Here is a 14,839-nt window from a genome sequence, read left to right on the forward strand (position 1 = left end):
TGCTAACGTCCTGGTCCCACATCGCCATGGAACTCCGGCATCTCCGCTATTTCATTGCTGTCGCAGAATTGCGCAGTGTGCGCTCGGCTTCCGAACAACTGCACGTGACGCAGCCGGCGATATCCCGACAAATTCAGGACCTCGAACACGCCATTGGCGCGACGCTGTTCGAACGCACGCCGCGTGGCTTGATGCTCACGGCTGCGGGCGAGGCCTACCTGTCCGAAGCACGGGAGATTCTGGCCCGCGTCGATGCCGCCAATCGCCTGGCCCGCCAGATTGCCTCCGGCTCGCGCGGCCTGTTGCGTATCGGTTTCGTCGAAAACGCAGCGTGGAGTGGCCTTGTCTCGAGCGCGTTGCGCGAATTCGAACAGGCAGTGCCGCAAGTGGCGCTGGAACTGCAGCCGATGAATACGCCGGAACAACTCGAGGCGATTGCGGCGGGACGGCTCGACGGCGGTTTCTGCTATCGGGTCGGTGTGCTCCCCGAAGGCATCGTGAGCGTGCTCGTGCTCGAACAGAATGTCCTGCTGGCCGTGCCCGACGCGTGGCCGCTCGGCAAGGCGGAGGCCGTTTCGACGACGGACCTCCGGGACATCCCATTTATCGCCTTTCCTCGACGCGTCTACCCGGCGTACTACGACCGTCTGCTGTCCGCCTGCGCCGAGCGCGGCTTGACGCTCGACATCCGACAGGAGGCCAGCACCGAAACCGCCATTCTTTCGCTCGTGTCCGCGGGCATGGGGGCCGCGATCGTGAACGCGGCCAATCGCGATCGTCCCCCAGCACGCGTGCGCTTCGTCGATCTGAAAGATCTGTCGGTGCCGTTACCACTCGAATTCTGCTACGCCGCGAACGCAGCAAACGTCGCTCTGGTTCGTTTCGTCGATCGTCTCAGGTAGGCGACGCCTTGCCGTGGCAGGTCGATGGACGAGAGCGTAGACGATGATGCCTTCAAGGCATCACCCGAACAGAAAACGGCATTGGCCAGGCGCTCTATCGTCGGCGATAGTAAGGACAACGGGGCGCCGCCTCGCTCATTACTGGTCGCACCATGTCCAATCTTCCATCGCTTATCGCCACTGACGTTGATTTTGAGCGCACGGGTTTTCAGACCGGCACGCTCAGACTGCCCTGGTCGCACGACCGTTCGGCTTACGGGCACATACCCATCCCGCTCGCCGTACTCAACGCTGGCGTGGGGACAGGTCCGACGGTTCTGCTCACGGGCGGTAACCATGGCGACGAATACGAAGGCCCCGTGGCGCTCGCCAAACTATTGCAGCGGCTGCCGTCGATGACGATACGCGGGCGCCTGATCGTGATCCCAGCGCTGAATTTCCCAGCCTTCATCAACGGCTCGCGCACATCCCCGATCGACCGCGGCAATCTGAACCGGCTTTTCCCCGGTGCGCGCAATGGGCAGCCGACCGAGATGATCGCGCATTACGTCGAGACGGAGTTGCTTCCGCGCAGTGATATCGTGATCGATCTTCACGCCGGCGGCGCGTCGTTCGACCATGCTCCCACGCTTCTCGCGTCACCGCCCGCCGAGGGCGAGCGGCGTGACTTCTACCTCGACCTCGTGCGTGCGTTCGGGGCACCGAACACGATGATCATGGATCTGCTCGGCGAGGATCGCACTTTCGCGGCGGCCGCCGAACGCCACGGCAAGCTCTTCCTGTGCGGCGAATTCGGCGGCCACGCCGGGTGCGACGCTGCCAATCTCGCTATCGTCGAGAGCGGACTGCGTCGTCTCCTGCATCGGCTCGGCATGACACCTGAAGAGCGTCCATCGCCTGCGGGCGAGACACGATTCCTGCGTGTGGAGGGCGCACGCCACTATGTGTACTCGCCGATTGGGGGCGTGTTCGAACCCGCTTTCGCGCTTGGCGATCGCGTTCGCGAAGGTCAGATCGCGGGACGTCTCTTCGATCCGCATCAGCCTTGGCAGGCGCCGCGGGAAATCCGCTTTCGCGCGGGCGCCACCGTCATGTGCATCCGCACTTTTGCGCGCGTGGAACCCGGCGACTGCCTCGCATTGCTGGCCGCGGATGCCGATGCAAACTGAGCAGAAAACCAAAGAACGACTGCGACTGACGATTCACCGACTCATCCTCCGGAGACAGTGTATGAGCGCTTATCCCACTTTGACCCAGCCGGACGAAAACGCAGCCCGGCCAGCTCCAGACGCCGTGCGATACCCCGTCTACGTCGTGCTGTTGTTCTTCACGTGCTTCGCGTTCTCGTATCTGGATCGGCAGATCGTCAGCATTCTCGTGCAGCCGATCAAGCAGTCGCTCTCGCTCACCGATACGCAAATCGGCTTGCTGCAGGGGCTTTCGTTCACGATGTGTTACGCGACAGCGGGTGTCTTCGTCGCCCGGCTCGTCGATCGAACCAATCGCGTCAGGTTGATCGCCGCTTGTATTGCGATCTGGGCTGTCTCGACGATGGCATGCGGATTCGCTTCGAGTTTTTCCGAACTGCTCATCGCCCGCGCCGGGACCGCGATCGCCGAGGCGGGACTGAGCCCGGCTGCACTGTCGATCTTCAGCGACATCTTCCCACCGCGGCGCGTTGCGCGCGCGAGCAGTGTCTTCATGCTTGGGCCGTATGTGGGAGGCGGCGTCGCGTTGTTCGGCGGCGGCATGCTGTTGTCCGCCGCCCATGGCGACAATAGTGCCTGGCTCGCGGCCCATGGCTTTGAACCGTGGCAAATGGTGTTCGTCGCGGTCGGACTGCCCGGGCTCGTCTTGGCAGCGCTGGTGGCATTCTCGGTTCGCGAACCGGTCCGCCTGGAGACGCTGCATCATGCGACAAAAGCGGAAGACGCCATGCCGTCCCTGCGGCATGTCATCGTCGAACTGTTCGTGCGTAATCGCTTCTGTCTGGCCTACTTCGCGGCTTACGTCGCGTTGATCACGGTGTTTTACTCTCACTCGGCATGGTTTCCGACTTTGCTGATGCGGCATTTTCACCTCGCGCCGAAGACGGTGGGCCAGCTGGCCGCACCGGCTTACATGATCGGCGGGACACTCGGTGTCGCGTGCGCGGGCATGCTCGCGACGCGCGTGACCGACGAAAGTACCTTGCGCAGAGTGCTGGGCTTCTCCGGCGGTGCGGTTGCTGCGCTCGTGCCGGCCGCGATTGCGATGCCGCTTGTCGCCGACAGCAGCGTTGCGGTCGTGCTGTATGGTACCTGTGCGTTCGCGGCGAGCATTGCGATGGGTCTTGCGCCCGTGCCGCTGCAGATCGCCGTGCCGAACCGCATGCGTGGGCGCTCGCTGGCCTTGCTCGTGTTCATGACCAACGCGATCAGCGGAGGCGTCGGTCCTCTGGCCGTCGGCTTCCTGAACGAGCGCCTCGGGCACACCGACAACAGCCTGGGCGTGGCGCTGGCCGTGACCGGCGGGGTGGCTGCACTGATCGGTGCAGCGCTTTACCTGTTGGCCATGCGGCGCGTGCCGGTCGCGCAGACGATGACTGTAGCGTGAAGGACTACCATGACTTACGACAATCCAACATCGCCATGAAAGACGCTTCCACTACCCATCTCGTGGGCGAGGCAAGGATCACCCGGGTCGACGAAACGGCCTTTGCACTCGCTCCCGATGTCTTGTTTCCCGACTGGGATGCCGCAAGCGGCCAAGACCTGGAACAACACTGTTCGACCACCAGCCTCGATCTGACGAATCGACGGGTATCGCTGAAAACGCATTTGTGGGTCGTGGAAATCAACGGCCTGACTATCGTCGTCGATACGGGAATCGGCAACGGGAAGGCGCGGCCATTTAGCGCGCTTTTCGACAAGCTCGACAACCCTGTGCTTGAGCGCTTCGAAGCGGCTGGCTTCCGGCGCGAGCAAGTCGACCATGTATTGCTCACGCACTTGCATGTCGATCATGTGGGCTGGAATACGCATTGGCAAAACGACCGCTGGACACCCGTGTTTCCGAACGCCACCTACGTTTTCAGCAAGCGCGAACGCGATTATTTTGAAACGCCCGAAGGGCAACCGCGGCGCATGGCATTCGAGGACAGCATACTCCCCCTGATCGAAGCCCAACAGGCTCGCGTCGTGTCCGATGAAGGGGAGGAGATCATCGACGGCATTCGCTTTCTCCCGACGCCGGGCCATAGCATTGGGCACATGGCTATCGAAATTCGCTCGCAGGGACAGACGGCGTTGTTCTCTGGGGACGTCATGCATAGTCCGCTGCAGGTCTATCGTCCTCAGTGGATTCAACTTTTTGCCTTGATCAGCCGCAGGCACGAGCATCAAGACAATCGCTACTCGACCATGCGGCGGCAACTGGGGCCATCGTGTTCCCCGCGCACTTTCCGGAAACGTCTTGCGGTACGGTGCATGAAGGCCCACGCGGCTTCGAATGGCACTACCTGGATGGCGCGAAATGAAAAGCGCTTGAGGAACGAAACGTTGCGGCTTGGGGGGTGTGCCATTTGATGAGCGCGGCGCCCGCAACGCAGCGGTCTGCGCGTCACCAACCGTTGTGCCAGTGGTGGTGTTCCCAGCCCCTGTGGCAACCGCCGCCCTGGCAACGACCATAGCCGTCGCCGATCAGTGGTCCATACACAACTGGCGGTGGACAGGACTGCTAGACATAGGTATCTGGCGCCCCAAAAGGCATCCGGGGGTGTCCGGGTAACGAGGCTCGGCGTTGCGGTGCGCAATCGATGTCAGCGCTGGTCCGCTACGTTCGGCGGCTTGCCTCGTGCTCTATTGCGCCCCTGTCGAATCGATCAGTTCGTCCGCCTTGCGATTCAATTCTTCAGCTTCAGCCGAACGTTGCGTGTGGGTTAGCAGCGCGCTGAGATTTCGCAAGGTGCGTGCTTCATCCTGCCGCCAGGCCGACGGATCGTCTTGTGCGAGTTTGCGGTACAGATCGAGCGCACGGCGCCACGCGTCTTCCGCTTCGCGCGGCCTGCCCGTGCGGCTGTAGAGGACGCCCAGATTGTTCAGTATCCGCGCCTCGTCAGGCTGGTACGTCGCAGGCATATTTCGTGAGAGGGTATGATCGATTTGCAGCGCTTTCTGATACGCCTGAACCGCTTTGGCCGGCTGCCGCTCGAGGCGGTACAGCACGCCAAGATTACCCAGAGTACGCGCGACGTCGGGCTGGTAAAGCGCAGGGCTTTCGCGGGCGAGTTGCTGGCGGATCTCCAGCGCATCCCGGTAAGCGCGTTCGGCTTCTGGCAGCCGCCCGTTTGCGCTGTAGAGGTTGCCGAGGTTGTTCAGCGTGCGCGCAAGCGCCGGACGCCAGGTCGCGGGATTGTCGTGTGCAAGTTCGCGTTGGATGCCGAGCGCTTCGCGATAGGCGAGTTCCGCATCGCGCGTGCGCTGTGTTGCATTGTAGAGAATGCCGAGATCGTTGAGCGTCGACGCGACCGCGGGCCGGTACATGGCCGGGTCCTGTCGGGCCAGTGCGCGGTCGAGGGCGAGGGCTTCGCGCCACGCGTCTGTCGCATCCTGAAGACGTTGCGTGTCGCGATACAACGTTGCGAGCCTGTCGATGGTGTCAGCCACTGCAGGACTATATGCAGAAGGATTTATCTGCGCCAGCGCCCAGTAGATTTCGAGCGCGTGCAGCCACGCGTCTTCGGCTTCCTTGTGCTGCTGCCGCATCACATACAGACCGCCGAGTTTGCCGAGGGTGAGCGCGATGGACGGCTGCCATATGGCGGGCTTCTGTTGCGCAAGCGTGCGATAACGGATCAGCAGGGCCTGATACACCGGCTCCGCGCGCTCAGGCTCGTGCTGAACGAGCAGCGTGTCGGCGAATGCGGTGGCAATGCCCACGTCGTCGGGTTGCAGCGCATGGGCCTTCTCCAGGTACGGCAGCGCGTTCCATGGCATGAAGCGAAGCAGTTCGACGACCGCCGCTTCGTAGCTGAGCGCCGCTGATAGCTGGGCGGCTGCGGGTGCTTTGGCAATTAGCCGCATGAGTAGCGCAGATGCTTCATCCAGGTCGAGGCGCCTCACGGCTTCCCCGAGCTGCAGCTCGATGGGATCCGCACTGCGTGTGATCGACAATCTGCGCAGCAGATCTTCGTAACGTGTGTTCCATTTCGACGCTTCGGCTCTGGTGTCGAAATCGGTGCGCGTCCTGATCTGCGACGCCAGGCCTTCGAGGATCAGCTCGAAGTTGATGAACGCGACTGCGCTTCCGGGTTCGCCGTGATCTGCCTGCGAGACGACCGCGTGCAGCATCACGTTGGCCGCTGTCGCAAGCGCAACACGTTGTGCTGCGGAGAGCCCGTCGCTCTTCACCGTGCGGTTCAGGCGTTCAGTGACACGCGCGAGCGCTGGCGCGGAGATAGTGCAGCGGGTCCGGATTTCGAGTCCCTTCTGGACGTCGACCTCGGAGAACGATGGCAAACACGCATCGGCCACCCCCGCAGCGGCGCACGCCGTGGACAGCGCGGCTATTGCGATGCCGCACAGAATCTTGCCTGAACTCATTTCCGGGCAGCTTTGCAGGGTTACTCGTAAGGCTTGCGCGACGCATTGATTCGCCTTGGACTCCGCAATGCCATCGCGTGTGCTTATTCTATTGAGAACGGTTGAGCCATTTTAAGCAGTACCTCGCATAGCAACTTCGCTCGCCTCGAGATCCTTGCGATGACAAAGCCCTTGACGGAGTCGATTTCGTATAAGCGACTGCATTCGATGAGTGGCGTGGATCAGCAAAGTTGTTCTCATACCGCCGGCTTCCTTCATCAAACTGCAGCCAGGGCCGCCCGCCAGGACCCCATACATAGCGCACCCACCGCTGCCACCGGCTTTGCGGCGGCGTCTGCGAGTTGTGCGCAGACTGCGCTTCGCGGTCGCGCTGGACGGACTTCTGCACCTGTGCGTGGATCTGCCGCAAAGTCATGCCGCCAGGGCCCTTGAGTTTGTCGGGATCGGGAGCAGGTTCGCAATCGGGATCGTCTGTCATGAAGGTCGACTTGATCTTGATACAGATGCGTAGTGCCAGCAAGCCGGACGCGGATTGCCGGCCGGCGCGTAGTCCGACAGGCCTTGCCGGCGCGCCGTTCGTGAAGTAGATTTTTTCAATGAGGTCCGAGGCTGGGGAACTGCCATGGAACTGAGCGTGGAACTTGTCGATGTTTGGGCCGCTACGATCGACGACAAACCGGGCGGCCTTGCAAAGGTATTAAGCGTGTTGCGGGATGCGGGTGTCGACTTGCAGTTCATCGTGGCACGCCGCGCGCCGGAGGCGTCGGGTAAGGGGGTCGTGTTTGTCGCTCCGATAGAGGGAGACAGTGCGATCCGTGCCGCCACAAAGGCGGGGTTCAGCGTCACCCCTGGCCTTCACTCGATCCGGGTAATGGGTCTGGACCAGCTGGGTGTCATCGCACAACTTACCTCGATGTTGGCTGATGGGGGAATCAACCTCCGCGGGGTCTCGGCCGCTGTACTTGGCACGCAGTTCGTTGCCTATCTCGCCGTCGACTCGTTGGGCGATGCCGAAGAGGCGATTGATATCCTGCAAAGGGCCTGAAGCGATAAGGCGGCGCGGCGGGGTCAGCCTGATTTAGTCTTCTGGTCATTTCCGCTCCCTGCAGAGCGACGAAACGCACGCGCGCCCGCGGCCGATCGCGATTTGCGGCATTCACGATTGCGGCTCCCATGGCCGCGGACGCGAGCGACAGGATCGCCGTTTCGGTGCTGGCCTCCTGCCGGATGTCGAGTGTGAGACTGCGCTCCGCGCAGGCGGCGAGCAATCGGTCATAGGACGCGGGATAAACACGTCGCGGAAAACGCGATGAATGGCTTGTCGCGAATGTAAACCGCTCCGAATGGCCCGCCGCTACGGTGCGGTAATTCGCGCATGCCAACTTGCACCGAATTACCATTGCGCCCCACTGGGCTGACAAGATAGCGTCACCTTCATCATTCGTGATCCTGATTGTTTGAGCGGGTCGACTGCGACCACCCCGACGCGAGTCGGCAACACGGGCGCACACATCGCCTCGTGGGTCGTGGTACGGCGAGCCAAGCCGTTTCCTTCGAAGCGAGAAGAAAGACGGATCGCAACTCGTTTTTGCTGCATTGCAAACAGTTGTTATACGAATTTTGGCCTTTGCGACGAGGGCGCATCCTGTGTGCGGGTTTATACCTGGTAAATGCCTGCACGTCAAAGCCGACAAGGCGTTTGCCGATGCGCTTATGAGACATGAAGCGGCTCCCACGAACAAACGATTGACATACGGCAACTCGACCTTAGAATGGTATTGTTGCATCGCACCACCGACTGCGTTCTGTTTTATTGTCCGTGAGCGGCTCTTGTGGCATTCGGACACTTTCGTCTTTTATGGAGCCATTGATGGGCACTCTGATCAATTCTACGATCCCGTAATATTAGTAGTACTTTACATATCGACATTGTTCGCTCCTCCCTACTGCGAGAAAGCCTGAGGCGCAGGCCCGAGTTCCTCGCGACGGCCACTACCATCAATTGATGATATGACATTACTGATTGGCATTCCTCTGGAGACAGCCACCGGCGAGCGGCGCGTTGCGACCGTGCCCGAGGTGGTCGAGAAACTGATCAAGCTGGGGTTCGCGGTAGCCGTGCAAAGCGGCGCCGGCGCAGGTGCGAACTTTGACGATGGTGATTACCGTGCTGCGGGTGCCGAGGTCGTCGCAACGGCCGCCGAACTCTGGGGCCGCAGTGACATCGTTTTCAAGGTGCGCCCCCCGAGCAGCGAGGAAGTCGCGCTGATGCACGAGGGCAGCACGTTGATCGGCTTTGTGTGGCCTGCCCAGAACCCCGAACTGATGCAGCAGTTGGCCGCGAGGCATGCCACCGTGCTGGCGATCGATTCGCTGCCGCGCACGCTGTCACGCGCGCAGAAGATGGATGCGCTCACCTCGATGGCCGGCATCAGCGGCTACCGTGCGGTGATCGAGGCAGCCCATGCGTTCGGCCGTTTCCTGAACGGTCAGGTCACCGCCGCCGGCAAGGTCCCGCCGGCCAAGGTCTTCATTGCTGGTGCGGGCGTGGCCGGCCTGGCTGCCATCGGCACCGCGGCCAGTCTCGGCGCGATCGTGCGCGCCAACGACACGCGCGCCGAAGTGGCCGATCAGGTGAAGTCCCTTGGGGGCGAATTCGTCAAGGTCGACTACGAGGAGGAAGGCTCGGGCGGCGGCGGCTACGCCAAGGTCATGAGCGAGGGCTTCCAGCAGGCGCAGCGCGCGATGTACGCTCAGCAGGCGAGGGACGCGGACATCATCATTACCACGGCGTTGATTCCCGGCAAGCCGGCTCCGAAGCTCATCACGGCCGAAATGGTGCAGTCGATGAAGCCGGGCAGCGTGATCGTCGATATGGCAGCGGAGCAGGGCGGCAACTGCGAGCTGACCGTGCCCGGCGAGGCGGTGGTGCGCCACGGCGTGACCATCGTCGGCTACACCGATCTTGCTTCGCGTCTGGCGAGGCAGTCGTCCACGTTGTATGGCAACAACCTGCTGCGCGTGGTCGAGGAACTGTGCAAGACGAAGGACGGCACGATCAACGTCGATTTCGACGACGACGCCATCCGCGGCCTCACGGTCATCAAGGAAGGCAGCATTACCTGGCCGCCGCCACCCATCAAACAGCCCGCCGCCGCGCCCAAACCCCAGCCCGCGGCTGCCGCGGCGGCGGCCGCGCCGAAGAAGGGCCACGGCAGCAGCGAGCCGATGTCGGCGAAGTCGCTGGCCATCGCGTTCGGCATCGGCGCGCTGGCCTTCCTGATGGTGGGGCTGTTTGCACCGGCCACGTTCCTCTCGCACTTCACGGTGTTCGTGCTGGCCTGCTTCGTCGGCTACATGGTGATCTGGAACGTCACGCCGTCGCTGCATACGCCGCTGATGAGCGTGACCAACGCGATCTCGTCGATCATCGCCATCGGCGCGCTGGTGCAGGTCGCGCCGCCGCTGGACGGGTCCGCCGTGGGCGACCGGCCATCGGGGCTGATCCTGGGCCTCGCCGTGGGCGCGTTGGCACTTACGGCCGTCAACATGTTCGGCGGCTTCGCAGTGACGCGACGCATGCTGGCGATGTTCCGCAAATGAGGGAACGACAACAATGACTTCCAACCTGACTACCGTTTCCTATATCGGCGCGGCGATTCTCTTCATCCTGAGCCTGGGCGGCCTGGCCAATCCCGAGACCGCGCGCCGCGGCAACCTGCTCGGCATGATCGGCATGCTCATCGCGGTGCTGGCCACGGTGCTTGGTCCGCGCGTGTCGGCTGCGGGCATTCCGTACGTTGTCGCTGCACTGGTCGGCGGCGGCGCGGTGGGCCTCCTTGCCGCGAAGAAAGTGCAGATGACGCAGATGCCCGAACTGGTCGCGCTGATGCACAGCCTCGTGGGTCTCGCGGCCTGCCTGGTAGGCTTTGCCAGCTACGTCGATACGTCGGTGCAGTTCACCGGCGCAGAGAAGGCTATCCACGAGGTCGAGATTTACGTCGGTATCCTGATCGGTGCAGTAACGTTCGCGGGCTCGGTCATTGCGTTCGGCAAGCTGTCGGGCAGGATCGGCGGCAAACCGCTGCTGCTGCCGGCGCGCCACTGGCTCAATCTTGCCGCGCTGCTGGTGGTGATCGTGTTCGGCAGGGCGTTCCTGCATGCAGAGACGATTCAGGATGGCATCACGCCGCTCGTCGTGATGACGGTGATCTCTCTGCTGTTCGGTGTGCACATGGTGATGGCGATCGGCGGCGCCGATATGCCCGTCGTGGTGTCGATGCTCAACAGCTACTCGGGCTGGGCGGCGGCTGCCACAGGCTTCATGCTCGGCAACGACCTGCTGATCGTGATCGGCGCGCTGGTGGGCTCGTCGGGCGCGATCCTGTCGTACATCATGTGCCGCGCGATGAACCGCAACTTCATCAGCGTGATTGCCGGCGGCTTCGGTGCCGGCAGCGGCGCGTCGGCACCGGCGGGCGGCGGCGCACAGCAGCCGGCCGGCGAGGTGGTGGCGGTGAGTTCCGCCGAAACCGCGGAGCTGCTGCGCGACGCGAAGAGCGTGATCATCGTGCCCGGCTATGGCATGGCGGTGGCGCAGGCCCAGCACACGGTGTACGAGCTCACCCGGGTGCTGCGCGAGAAGGGCGTTGACGTGCGCTTCGCTATTCATCCGGTGGCGGGGCGCATGCCGGGCCACATGAACGTGCTGCTGGCTGAAGCGAAGGTGCCGTATGACATCGTGCTCGAGATGGACGAGATCAACGCGGACTTCGCCGAGGCGGACGTTTCGATTGTCATCGGCGCGAACGACATCGTGAATCCGGCGGCACAAGAGGACCCGGCGAGCCCGATCGCCGGCATGCCGGTGCTGGAGGTCTGGAAGGCCAGGACCTCGATCGTGATGAAGCGCAGCATGGCCTCGGGCTATGCCGGCGTAGACAACCCGCTCTTCTACAAGGACAACAACCGCATGTTATTCGGCGATGCGAAGGCGATGTTGAGCGAGATCTTCGGGGTGTTGAAAGCCTGAACGCGGCGGAGCGGGACTCGTCGAAGCACAGCGAAGCGAGTCGGAGCAGGTCATGGCGCTCAGCCGGGCCTGCGCTTGCGGCAGCATGCTCGCGCGCCCGCAGTGGCTATGGCACTGCGACGCCGCGGCAGGCTATCGACGCAGGTCTTCACCACCTCCCAGAGCTCGCGCTCGACGAGACGCGTCATGTGTGGTGCGGTGCGAGGTGCGCGCTGGGTTTCCGTCGACTTCAATCATTTCGCATGCGCTCAACCAACGCTAGCAGGCGAGTACTCATTTCCCCGGCCGGCAAGTGCGTGAACCAACCGTGACCCGGAAGCAGCCATTCGAAACGATACGCGGCCAGCTTGCCGAGCGATTCGGTGAGCTTCGACCATGAGTACCAGCACGCGTCCCTGAACGCGACGAGGTCGCGCTCGCGTGGGCTCCAGGCGAGCGAATCACCCGTGAAGAGCACGCGATCATCGAGGAGGTATACGACGCTACCCCGAGTGTGCCCGGGCATCGGGATAGCGCGGACGCCGGCCGCAATGCCCGGTGCGGAACGGTCGTCGAGCAGATCCGTAGCATAGGGGGCAGCCGAGCTGTCCTCCCGGTGAATCCAGACGCGCGCGCCGAATTGACGTGCGTATTTGTCGGCGTCTGCAACGTCGTCACGATGCGACAAAAGGATGTGTGCAATGCCACCGGCGGCGTCAAACCATTTCACGAGTTCCGCCGCATAGCGCGGTGAGTCGATCAGCAGATTGCCGTCCTGACGCGCGGCAAAATAAGAATGTGCGCCAAACGATGACCGCGAGTTGAATCCGCAGCGCCACACACCCGACGTGATCTGCTGCGGAAAGATCGTGGCGTTCGGGCGGGGCTGCTTCGTTTCGCTGCGTACCGATGCTGTCGGACATACGAGCACCGCACGCCAGGCAGCAAGCTGCTCTTCCGGCGTGCCGGGCTGCCGAACGAAAACACTCTTGTCGTTTCGTTCGACAATCAGCCCAGGCGCGACGTGACGCGATGCACCGCAATTGATGCAGGCTGTGTCGATGTACCACTGCCCTGGGGCGGAGTCGGTATTGCGCAGCGGCTTCATTCGACGCTCGGGTTCCGATAAGTCATGGCGACCTCACTGGTCACCATGATAGAACTTTCAGGCACCCTCCGCTGACGCCCAGCAGCCGGTCAGTGCCGGCGGTCTAAATCCTCAACCACCAGTTGCGCGCGCCGAGCTCAGCGACACTTTCCAGCCCTGACAAAAGCAACAGGGTTGCAGCGACCAGCCCGGTTTCTGAAAAAGTACTGCAGTCCATCGGGGTCCGCGGCGTTCCCTCATTCCCCAACGTGCACATTGCACTTCCCGGCAATCTCCAGCAGCTTCGGAATATCCGGCGGCCCTGGGGGGACTTCCGCATCTATCATCGTGAAAAGCGACGACGCCGTGCCCGTGTGTCCCGTAACCGAAAGCATCTCGCAACCGTCTGCGCCCATCGTGAAACTGTGAACCGCGCCAGCCGGTACATGAACGAGCGTGCCCGGCGTCGCAGTCGTAGTCCTTCCGTTGCAACTGATCTCGACACTACCCTTGATGACATAGAACGACTCATCCCAGTCATGACTATGGGGCGGCGGGCCACTACCTTCCGGGCCTTGCTGGAGGAAAATTTCGTAGCCCTGCGTGGCCTCACGCGATGCCAGTACGGTGATCCCTTCGCCAAGAACGTTCAGAGCACGGGGGTAGTCGCCCGGCTTCACCACAAACGGTTGCGGATTCATGGCTGTGGTCTCCTTCGATGGTCGAGCCGTCGCGTGCGTAAGGGCAACGCCGTCAGCCGCAACGGCTCACAATTGTGAGAGGAATGACGGTGGGTCCGAACACCGCTCCCTGGTGGGTGTCGACGCAGGGCGCAGGCCGGGCGCTGCTACAGGGTAGGAGGGCTTACTCACGAGTATATGGCCTGGCGTACGCAAGGCAAGAATGCGACGAGGGGGACGTGGCTCACGGCTTCATCGATGAACCGTTAGTCGTCCACCAGAGAGAATTCGATTTCCGGCGCGCTCTCCCACAGCACGAGTTTGTCGAACGCCTCAAGATGCTCACGGGCTTCGAGCAACGTAAAAGAAGTGGTTGCCGGCAAGCTGGCCCACTTTGCTCGCAAAGACTGAGCTGCGATAGTCGAACAGCAGTTCAGTTTCGCTGAATCCTCTGGGGTAATACTGTCTCCTTTCGGCTCCCCTCGGATGGGCGCCTTGCATGCAACGCCATCCGACACGAGGGATCAGCGTTCAAAACTATGGACGTGCGCCAGTTGAGCGTTTCCCCGCTTTCGCTGACTAGCTGATCCATGACTGCCGCGATATCCACATCGGCCAGCGGTGCAGTGGGCGGTGGTGCGTCCGGCGCGGCGGCCTGGGGCGCAGCAGGATCCGGTATGGGCTCGGTTGCTGGAGACGGCTGATCCGGTTTCGCCTTGCCAAATAGTTTGCTGACGATATCGGGCGGATGGGGCGTAATGTCAAATTTCATCATGTGCAACGGACATGGTGACCATAGAACGAACGCGGGGGGCAGGGGCACTCTCGCAGGCGTCATGGCGTTTGTGCAGCAGGTGTTGGCGGCTGGCTCCGACACCAGTAACGCAATTACCGGCGCACACTGGTTTCCCTCGGGCGCCGCCCACGCAAAAGCCACATGAGGCGCAAGTGCGCGTAGATTAGGATCTTGTTGCGACCCGCCACTGTGTCTTCGAATCGGTCGCTATCCGAGTCAATCCTGAAGTTACACAGGAGCCTGCATGAGCACGAAGCACAGCAAGATTGGTCATCTTGAAGCTGCGGCGTCACACCACGAGCACGCCGCGCGACACCACCGCGAAGCGTCACGGCTTTTCGAGGAGGGACGAGACTTTGGCCACGCCGCACATCAGGCTATGATGGCCCATGGTCACACGTTGCATGCGATCGATCAGGCACACGACGCTGGCGCGCACAGCGCTAATACGCCATCAATAGCGCTTCCATCGACCGGTTCGGCCGTAAGTGCCGCGGACGTGGCAAAACATCATGCGGCGGCCGTTGAGCTTCACACTCAGGCGGCGCAGCATATGCGCCACGCCGTCAAGCTCTTCGATCAGGATCGAAGCGCGGTCTCTCACGACGCACAACTTGCACTCTCCCTTGCACTGCGCGCTTTGTCGCATGGCAACGAAGCAGCCAGGCTATTTGTCAAGCTCGCGGCCAGTGGTGCTTCGTGAGTCAACGTTGGCATGAATTCATGCCGGTCACATCTTGTTTGGTGCAGTATTCGGAGTGGTGCGGTATCCGTTTATACG

General features: G+C 62.2%; 11 protein-coding genes and 2 pseudogenes. 8 read left to right on the top strand and 5 right to left on the bottom strand.

All coding sequences use genetic code 11. The features are described from left to right. Positions 1-26 precede the first annotated feature (26 nt). The 4 genes from BMI01S_RS33665 (at position 27) to BMI01S_RS33680 (ending at position 4,468) form a co-directional block, all read left to right on the top strand. The gene (locus BMI01S_RS33665) at positions 27-902 is read left to right on the top strand and encodes a LysR family transcriptional regulator (protein WP_028232672.1); all 876 of its coding nucleotides are present in this window, start codon (positions 27-29) and stop codon (positions 900-902) included. Between the two features lie 152 nt (positions 903-1,054). Next, on the top strand, positions 1,055-2,071 hold the full coding sequence (locus tag BMI01S_RS33670) for a succinylglutamate desuccinylase/aspartoacylase family protein (RefSeq protein ID WP_028232673.1): 1,017 nt from the start codon (positions 1,055-1,057) through the stop codon (positions 2,069-2,071). A 61-nt stretch (positions 2,072-2,132) separates the two neighbouring features. Next, a complete protein-coding gene (locus BMI01S_RS33675) occupies positions 2,133-3,497 on the top strand; it encodes an MFS transporter (protein ID WP_028232674.1) in 1,365 nt (454 codons plus the stop codon). After that, positions 3,494-4,468: an MBL fold metallo-hydrolase gene (locus BMI01S_RS33680; protein WP_407669102.1), complete on the top strand. Its 975-nt coding sequence runs from the start codon at positions 3,494-3,496 to the stop codon at positions 4,466-4,468. The genes BMI01S_RS33675 and BMI01S_RS33680 overlap by 4 nt, the downstream gene beginning before the upstream one ends. A 273-nt stretch (positions 4,469-4,741) precedes the next feature. Here BMI01S_RS33680 and BMI01S_RS33685 read toward each other — a convergent pair whose 3' ends face one another. Next, positions 4,742-6,484, bottom strand: a complete 1,743-nt coding sequence (locus BMI01S_RS33685) for a tetratricopeptide repeat protein (RefSeq protein ID WP_028232675.1) — start codon at positions 6,482-6,484, stop codon at positions 4,742-4,744. A gap of 622 nt (positions 6,485-7,106) precedes the next feature. Between BMI01S_RS33685 and BMI01S_RS33690 the strand changes: the two genes are divergently transcribed. Next, positions 7,107-7,529 (top strand): ACT domain-containing protein, encoded by a 423-nt coding sequence (locus tag BMI01S_RS33690; RefSeq protein WP_028213691.1) that lies wholly within the window; start codon positions 7,107-7,109, stop codon positions 7,527-7,529. 58 nt (positions 7,530-7,587) lie between these two features. On the opposite strand, the pseudogene BMI01S_RS43435 reads toward BMI01S_RS33690, so the two are convergent. Further along, positions 7,588-7,807 (bottom strand): annotated as a pseudogene (locus BMI01S_RS43435) (LysR family transcriptional regulator); the annotation flags it as partial. A gap of 687 nt (positions 7,808-8,494) precedes the next feature. On the opposite strand from BMI01S_RS43435, the gene BMI01S_RS33695 reads away from it, so the two are divergent. Next, entirely contained in the window at positions 8,495-10,087 is a 1,593-nt protein-coding gene (locus tag BMI01S_RS33695; protein ID WP_028232676.1) for a Re/Si-specific NAD(P)(+) transhydrogenase subunit alpha, read from the top strand. Positions 10,088-10,100: 13 nt separating this feature from the next. After that, positions 10,101-11,516 (top strand): Re/Si-specific NAD(P)(+) transhydrogenase subunit beta, encoded by a 1,416-nt coding sequence (gene pntB, locus BMI01S_RS33700; RefSeq protein ID WP_028232677.1) that lies wholly within the window; start codon positions 10,101-10,103, stop codon positions 11,514-11,516. Positions 11,517-11,745: 229 nt separating this feature from the next. On the opposite strand, the gene BMI01S_RS33705 is transcribed toward pntB, so the two are convergent. The 3 genes and pseudogenes from BMI01S_RS33705 to BMI01S_RS39835 form a co-directional block, all read right to left on the bottom strand. After that, on the bottom strand, positions 11,746-12,603 hold the full coding sequence (locus BMI01S_RS33705) for an MBL fold metallo-hydrolase (RefSeq protein WP_028232678.1): 858 nt from the start codon (positions 12,601-12,603) through the stop codon (positions 11,746-11,748). A gap of 236 nt (positions 12,604-12,839) precedes the next feature. Then, complete coding sequence (locus BMI01S_RS33710) at positions 12,840-13,283, bottom strand: cupin domain-containing protein (RefSeq protein ID WP_028213686.1); 444 nt, start codon at positions 13,281-13,283, stop codon at positions 12,840-12,842. A gap of 514 nt (positions 13,284-13,797) precedes the next feature. Continuing rightward, positions 13,798-14,034: pseudogene (locus BMI01S_RS39835) on the bottom strand (DUF3597 family protein); the annotation flags it as partial. Between the two features lie 268 nt (positions 14,035-14,302). On the opposite strand from BMI01S_RS39835, the gene BMI01S_RS41425 reads away from it, so the two are divergent. After that, entirely contained in the window at positions 14,303-14,761 is a 459-nt protein-coding gene (locus BMI01S_RS41425; RefSeq protein WP_154671449.1) for a hypothetical protein, read from the top strand. Positions 14,762-14,839: the final 78 nt, after the last annotated feature.

The sequence above is a fragment of the Paraburkholderia mimosarum LMG 23256 = NBRC 106338 genome, assembly GCF_000739815.1.
Taxonomy (GTDB): Bacteria; Pseudomonadota; Gammaproteobacteria; order Burkholderiales; family Burkholderiaceae; genus Paraburkholderia; species Paraburkholderia mimosarum.

Bases quoted from the DNA above. Each gene is read 5' to 3' on its own strand.
- BMI01S_RS33710 (WP_028213686.1), bottom strand. From the start codon at position 13,283: ATGAATCCGCAACCGTTTGTGGTGAAGCCGGGCGACTACCCCCGTGCT.
- BMI01S_RS33665 (WP_028232672.1), top strand. From the start codon at position 27: ATGGAACTCCGGCATCTCCGCTATTTCATTGCTGTCGCAGAATTGCGC.
- BMI01S_RS33685 (WP_028232675.1), bottom strand. From the start codon at position 6,484: ATGAGTTCAGGCAAGATTCTGTGCGGCATCGCAATAGCCGCGCTGTCC.
- BMI01S_RS33695 (WP_028232676.1), top strand. From the start codon at position 8,495: ATGACATTACTGATTGGCATTCCTCTGGAGACAGCCACCGGCGAGCGG.
- BMI01S_RS33675 (WP_028232674.1), top strand. From the start codon at position 2,133: ATGAGCGCTTATCCCACTTTGACCCAGCCGGACGAAAACGCAGCCCGG.
- pntB (WP_028232677.1), top strand. From the start codon at position 10,101: ATGACTTCCAACCTGACTACCGTTTCCTATATCGGCGCGGCGATTCTC.
- BMI01S_RS41425 (WP_154671449.1), top strand. From the start codon at position 14,303: ATGAGCACGAAGCACAGCAAGATTGGTCATCTTGAAGCTGCGGCGTCA.
- BMI01S_RS33670 (WP_028232673.1), top strand. From the start codon at position 1,055: ATGTCCAATCTTCCATCGCTTATCGCCACTGACGTTGATTTTGAGCGC.
- BMI01S_RS33705 (WP_028232678.1), bottom strand. From the start codon at position 12,603: ATGAAGCCGCTGCGCAATACCGACTCCGCCCCAGGGCAGTGGTACATC.
- BMI01S_RS33690 (WP_028213691.1), top strand. From the start codon at position 7,107: ATGGAACTGAGCGTGGAACTTGTCGATGTTTGGGCCGCTACGATCGAC.